This is a genomic window from Variovorax sp. WDL1 (assembly GCF_001541225.1).
Lineage (GTDB): Bacteria > Pseudomonadota > Gammaproteobacteria > Burkholderiales > Burkholderiaceae_C > Variovorax.
Map to the genome: position 1 here is coordinate 1 of NZ_LMTS01000252.1, position 5,939 is coordinate 5,939.

A 5,939-nucleotide genomic window follows, 5' to 3' on the forward strand; every position below is an offset into this window, starting at 1 on the left:
TCTTGGGGGCGGGGGGTGGGGTGGGCATTGGCGGGGAGGAGCTTTTGGGGAGTATGCGGCAGCGGATGGCGCTCCTCGCGCTGGCCCCGGTCTTGCTCCCTCTCCTTCCGGGAGAGGGCAGGGGTGAGGGCACGCAGCGCTTGCACCCGCGCGCCTTCCCCAAAGCCCCCCTCACTCTCCTTGCCCGGCCGACCGCGCCAACGCCTCCCTCCCCACCGCCGTGAGCTCCGTTACCACGATCCCCACCTGCGGACCGCCGCCCCAAGGATCGAGCGTCACCTGCATCGCAGCCTTTACCTGGCCTGCGTGGATGAGGGGGAGGATGGCTTGGAGGTCGGGGTCGGAGGTTAGGACGAGGGGGAGGGGATGGTGGGCGATGCGGTGGAGGAGTGCGAGGGGCATGAGAGCGGGAAGGCGGGTCTACCAGTCTCGTTGCCTGACGCCTTCATGTCAGCCGCGTTTGAGTCACAAACGTCGCGCTGGCTCTTTTGCTTCTGGGACTGGTGCCCTCCCGGATCGGGAAGCTAAGGTTTCGTGAATACCCGCTCAAGACTGGGTGCGGACGGTCAGGCTGGCGCGTTCCACTGTCTGCGGTTGCCGAAACCGGACGTTGGGCGACGGGCGGCACGAGCGATCGCGATTGGTCTAAAGCAGACGTCGGTCTCCACCTTGGGCGCAGGCGCGCTAACGACGCACCACCACGGCTCGGAGTTAGGGTTGGCGATTGATCGCCGACTCTGCCTTACTCAAGGCATTGACCATCTGCTTGGCTCCATCACCGTCCGCCACTCCGCACAGAGGCCGTCCCGACTCTGACACTGCCAAAGCGCGAAGGCCACTGCGGAGCGCGGCGCTCGGGAATGCGCCATACGTACGAAAATGGGCGTCGATGAGCACTCCAGAAGACCAACGTTGGGAGCAGACGCGCGCCGGAGCACGTGCTGGCCGCGGCTTCCGCTATCAGGATGCTGCCGCAGCCTTCCTACTTGTGGAGCAATGGAATAGGGGCACGACCGCCAAACTCGTGCCTGAAGGTCTGGACGACCTGACCTTGTTCGTTGACGGAGTAGAGACCCGGATCCAGGCGAAGTCCATGCACGATCCGAAAGGCATGTTTCGCGCTTTGCAACTCGCCGAGTACCTAGAGAAGACTGCGGCCCTACTGTCGCAGGAAGAATGGGTTCAGGGCAGTGTGCGTATCGCTGTGATCCTTGAGCGCCCTGTCATCGGCCTGGAGGCCAAAGGATGGGAGGTGCCTCTGTCATCGTACGAGGATGTTGCTCTAGTCCGCCAGGCCCTGGACGCGCTGCCTCCCTCAGCGAGAAGCTTCACAGTGGAGCAGTTGCTTGAGCGTTCATTTCTCCTGCTCGAGAGCACTCCAATCGAGCGCTGCGTTCAGCTCCTCACCGAAAAGCAAGGCGCGCCCGCCTTCGCCTGCAGGCTCGTGGCACAACAACTTCGCGTGGACGCCGGCCGCTGCTCTGATGAGAACTATTCTGCGAAGGCATCCAACCCCGCAAACATAACGACTGCCGACGTGGCAGGGGCGATGGAGCGCGTTCTCCTCGCCACTCAGGAAGGCGGACTGCAGCGCGCCATCCAGGACGGCATCTGTGAAATCGTCGACTTCTCCATCAAGGTTCATGACGAAGCGTTCTACGCAGGCGTGAACGTAGTAGCTGGCCATGTCGCGGCCGGCCTGGTGTTCGAGCGTCCAGCCGTCACTGAGCAGGTCGAGACCGCTGTCGAAAGCGGAAGAGCGACCCTCATCGCCGGCCAATCAGGTAGCGGAAAGTCAGCCAGCGCATGGCTGTACGCGAACTCTACGCGGCACGATGTGATCTGGTACAGAGTTGCGAGACTCGCGCCGGGTGAGTCCGCTCTTTTGCTACGTCTTGCGAAGGCCAATGAGGCGAGTCGGACTCGCAGGGTCGGATTCATCCTGGACGACGTAGGCAGAAACCTCGCCGACACCTGGGACGAGGTGGTCCGCATGGCCGGGGAGTCTGAAGGCGTCATCCTGATTGGCACGATTCGAGAAGAAGACCTCGATCTCCTGACTGACCTTCGGAGCACCACGGTCGTCAGGCCACAGCTGGACGAAGAACTCGCGACACGGCTTTTCACTCAGTTGCCATCGCCTGAGGCGCGTCGCTTTCATCACTGGCGCGAACCATTCGAAGAGAGCAAGGGGCTGCTACTCGAATTCACCCACCTGGTGACCCAAGGGCAAAGGCTCGAAGCGGTGCTTCGCGACCAGTTGCGCCAGCGCGTCAAGGAGGCTCGTGACGATGAGCTCTTGATCTTGCAGGCGGTCTCATTCGCATCACGCTTCTCCGCAGCTATCGACAAGGAACGTCTACGCGAAAAGACTGGCCTGACCCCCATCGCATTTGCCAGAGCTCTAAACCGCTTGGTTCAAGAGCACGCCGTCACGTTAGTGGGCGACGACTGCATCGGCGGGCTCCATGAAATCAGGTCACGGCACCTGGACATCCTGCTTCGAGAGATAACACATCAGACTGAGCTATCCTCCCTGCACCTTGCCCTGACTTGCATCAGATTCAAGGATCTCGCCAGCTTTATCGCCAGTCTCTATCGCGAGCTACCCACAGTTCACGACGCGGTAGTACAAGACTTGGCCTCCTTGCTCCCAGGCTCCAAGATTGAGGCTTGGACTGCGGCGTTTCACGGCTTGGGATTGGTCACCTGCGATCTCGTCGGCAAGGCGTGGATGGAGATCTGCAAGGACGAGAAGATCGATGAACGCTTCGCGCACACGGTATTCGGCCTTGCTATAGCGAATGCGAACTTGGAAGGGATGGACTTTTGGGAGAAGATTCGCGGTGCGATGAGCCGCTTCTCGGGCATCGGCATACCGGATAAGCGATTGCAGTTGTCAATGCAGCTCTCCATCTCACCGCCACCTCCCTCCTGGAGTTTGCAGCAGGCGGTCGAACTCGCAGCTGCACTCATGCCCCTACATGGCACAACGCAACCGCCGGCCACCCCCCACTGGCTGGTGAGCACCCCTTTCAGCGAGCCTGCATCGGCTTCACAGGTGCTTGGCTTCATCAGCGTGCTGCGCGAGTTGAGCGAGCAACTTGCAGCCGAAGCTCTCACAACCCAGGGCGGTTCGGCTCACCTACTCGAGAGATTGCACAGTGACACCGCTTGGCTGACGAAGCCCACGCTTGAGAACGATGGCGACGGTGTATCCGTCATCCGGGCCAACATCCGCTTGGTGAACGACGCAGTCCAGCCTAATCTGCACGAACGCGCGGTTTCAATCTGCGACATGCTCATTGCTGCCGAGCCGGTCGCTCAAGCGGCCGCTGTCTCCGCAGTGCTCGGAGATGGCAGCGTTCTGAAGGTGGGTGACTATCCGGTGGCTGACGTCCGATTAGACCGCAGCCGCACAGTCGTTCCGGCGCGGGTCGCTTGGAACCGGGCACAGCTTCGCAGCGTTCAGCAGGTTCAGGAGACGGACGGGGAAACGGCTCGCGCCCATAGCCTGGCGACAGCGCTAAGCGAGACGCTTTCGAATTTGCGCCGTGCCGCAGAGTGCTTCTGTCGCTTGGAGCCAGCACCCTCGAAGCTGCATGCGCTTGCTTCAATCCGACAGTTTCTTACAGGAATGATCCTCCCTGGTCGCGTTCGCTCGTCCGTCTCCGGAGTTCTGGACCAAGGAAGTTACGACACTTCAGATACCGTCGCCGACGTGGTGCAGGGAATCCAGGAAATCACAAAAGACCTCGTGTCAGGGAAGGTCGAACGACCCCTGCTAAAGGCGATCAACACGATAGAGATCTCAAACAAGATGCGTGCGGTAGCCTCTTCTGAGCTTTGGCGTTACACGGACCTGGCCAGCGATGTCGACTTCGAGGGCGCCGCACAGTTGCTCAAAGAGATTTCCTACGTTCTGGCGGATATGCACACGTGTCCCTCCGAGTCGCACTCAAGTAGAGCCGCGCTATCGAAGCGGTCACGCAGGCACTCAGCTCTTGGCGCCGCTAGTGCTCTGGCCCTCTCCCGTGGTCAAGGCCTGATTGAGGCGCGTCGTCGAGAGCTCGAAGTCCAGTTTCTAGGAGCTCAGCCCGGATGTGTGGTGGTGGCCCGCAATGACCCGTTTGATCACCTGTGGCCTCCCGCATCGTTTGCCATTCTTGTGCCGTGCAACGAAATCGTAGAGTTTTTTCAAGCTTTCGAGCGCTTTGTAAGCGAGCACACCTGGGACGGCTCTGACCACCGCGTAGCGGCTCCTTTGTTACGCGGGAAGGTCGCCGCTCGGTTTGCCATGGGCGGAGTTTCGACTGTCTTTCCCCAATTCGAGTTCACGAAAGAATGGCGAGCGCTGCTTCCGTATCCTCTGCTCGATGACGTTGCGACTGCGGCATTCGACAGAATCCTTGGTGACTGCACCAGTATTTCTGCGGTGATGACGGGTCTTGACCGGGACCTGAACTCCGAGGAAGCGGACTACCTCAACGAACTCCTGGCACCGCTTGCAGGTCGTGTGGAGAGTTTTCTAACGCTCAGGAAGGGCGACGACGATGTAGTGATAGTGGCTGCGGGCACGTTTCTCGCCGAGTGTGCGCAGAAGGCGATTAGCCAGGTCCAAAGGAACAGCGCCGGCCCGTCTATTGCGCGGGACCAGGCCTCCCTCTTTCGCAACGAGATCACTGATGCGAACGCGCAAGTGTTGGGATACAGGCTGATGCTCGCAGGGTGGGACGCTGCCTCCCAGCCGGTACAAGCAAACTAAAGATGAACGTGTCCACTTCTCCCGTGCTCGCGCTTCGGTACAACATCCTCAGTGCATTTGAGAAAGCCAACGAGAGCTTCCAGGCACGGCTGCAAGCCGCCGTAGAGCAGGGCCGCATCAGCCCTGAGATCGAGCTCGATGAGCGACCAGGGATTCCGGTTGCGCCGAAGATTTCGCGCGAAAGCCGGGATTCAGCTCCGGAAATCCGGCTGCAGGTCACCTATCTGGAGATTCTTTGGGCGTTCATCTATGCCTGGATGATCTTGTACGAGGAGGGTGTGCACAAGCCACTGTTGCGAGGAGAGTCACCGGCGCAGATTGATGACCGTACGCCTCTTCTGAGTCGCGCGCGTGAGTTGTTTGAATGGGCGCTCGGTTTACGCGCCTCGTATACCCCATGGCCCGCGCATCTGCCGTCGCCGGAGAATTATCGAAGCAGTCAGGAACGCTGGTACGGCGAAAAGGCGAATCTTGTCTTTCAGGAAGCCACCAGCTTCATGCTGGTTCACGAGTTCATTCACGCCGAACAGAGGCACCTCGACATCCGGGCTGCAAACCCTCCTGAAGAGGTGATTCTTGAACTTGAGAAGGATGCCGACAACGGGGCGTTTGAGGCATTGGTCAATCCCATGCTTAATGACACAGAGAAGCTGTCACGAGGATGGGCAATTCTCGCGGCGCTTCTGAGCTCATACCTGGTGAAGGGCGAAAGCACAGCCAAGCAACCGACAACGCACCTGCCGCTGCATCACCGGCTGGAGCATATGCTTCGCGGCCTGAACTTCGAAGGCGAAGCTGCGCGTGCCTACTTCGAGTACCTGATTTCCTTGGTGCTGCGGCACATTCTGCATAAGGATCTGGACGCACAAAGTCCATCCGTTTTTGACACCGCCGCTGACGCCCTGACCGATAAACTGGATCGCCTCGATGGATTGGAACCACAAGCCTGATGCGCCCCGGTGAGGACCAGCACGTGCCTTCGGCTTTCGCGGCAGGCGTTCTACCGACGCTTGCCGCGGGTGAAGACTACCGAGGTTGCCCTCACGACTAGAAGACTTTACTTGCGGCGATGCGGATGCGGCACGCAGGTTAAGGTTGAGGCCAGTCAGGCGTTCTCGCAGTTGCTTGCGGAAGTCGACTTCGCCGACAGCCGGGGCGGCCAGCACGCTCGCGC

Annotated in this window: 3 protein-coding genes; 2 read left to right on the forward strand and 1 reads right to left on the reverse strand. The window is 60.2% G+C overall.

The genetic code is table 11. The features are described from left to right. Window positions 1–171: 171 nt before the first annotated feature. Entirely contained in the window at window positions 172–402 is a 231-nt protein-coding gene (locus APY03_RS44860; protein ID WP_068683428.1) for a hypothetical protein, read from the reverse strand. A gap of 487 nt (window positions 403–889) precedes the next feature. Between APY03_RS44860 and APY03_RS31660 the strand changes: the two genes are divergently transcribed. Both APY03_RS31660 and APY03_RS31665 read left to right on the forward strand, forming a co-directional pair. Next, window positions 890–4,765: a hypothetical protein gene (locus APY03_RS31660; RefSeq protein ID WP_068683430.1), complete on the forward strand. Its 3,876-nt coding sequence runs from the start codon at window positions 890–892 to the stop codon at window positions 4,763–4,765. Window positions 4,766–4,773: 8 nt separating this feature from the next. Then, entirely contained in the window at window positions 4,774–5,715 is a 942-nt protein-coding gene (locus APY03_RS31665) for a phage exclusion protein Lit family protein (protein ID WP_232324488.1), read from the forward strand. The last annotated feature ends 224 nt before the right edge of the window (window positions 5,716–5,939 follow it).

Coding starts and splice junctions, on each gene's coding strand:
- APY03_RS44860 (WP_068683428.1), bottom strand. CDS start 402: ATGCCCCTCGCACTCCTCCACCGCATCGCCCACCATCCCCTCCCCCTC.
- APY03_RS31660 (WP_068683430.1), top strand. CDS start 890: ATGAGCACTCCAGAAGACCAACGTTGGGAGCAGACGCGCGCCGGAGCA.